This window comes from Vibrio sp. 10N.222.55.C6, assembly GCF_041473395.1.
Lineage (GTDB): Bacteria > Pseudomonadota > Gammaproteobacteria > Enterobacterales > Vibrionaceae > Vibrio > Vibrio crassostreae_C.
In genome coordinates, this window is the sequence record NZ_JBFRSD010000142.1 from 1 (window position 1) to 398 (window position 398).

General features: G+C 43.5%; 1 protein-coding gene. It reads right to left on the reverse strand.

The window, feature by feature from the left end; translation table 11 throughout:
* The coding region (locus AB4486_RS22950; RefSeq protein WP_372118803.1) for a TadE/TadG family type IV pilus assembly protein at positions 1 to 322 on the reverse strand (322 nt) is incomplete at its 3' end.
* Positions 323 to 398 lie beyond the last annotated feature (76 nt).

A 398-nucleotide genomic window follows, 5' to 3' on the forward strand; every position in this document is an offset into this window, starting at 1 on the left:
GTACATAACTGTCTCCTGAAGGAGGGGTTACAGTCACATCCGATGTCGTCAGTGAAGATAATACAGCTGTTCCTACGCTGTTCTGACCATAGACCACGACATTCTGAATTTCAGACGTCGGTGCGATGGTTCCACCAATAGTTCCATACACTTCACTAACCGCATAACGAGCGCCATTTTGCACTGACTTCGATATCACATTGTAGTGAACAAGAATATTGCCAAGCTCTAGAACTAAGACTAGAAAAAACAGTAAAACGGGAGTCGCAATGACCATCTCTACGGCAGCAAATCCCTGTTGAAATTGATTAGATTGCTTCATGATCAAGATTCCCCACTATCGGGGTCCTTATACAGAACAATCTTATAAGTCCCTTCTGTTGTCGACGTTGTACTAC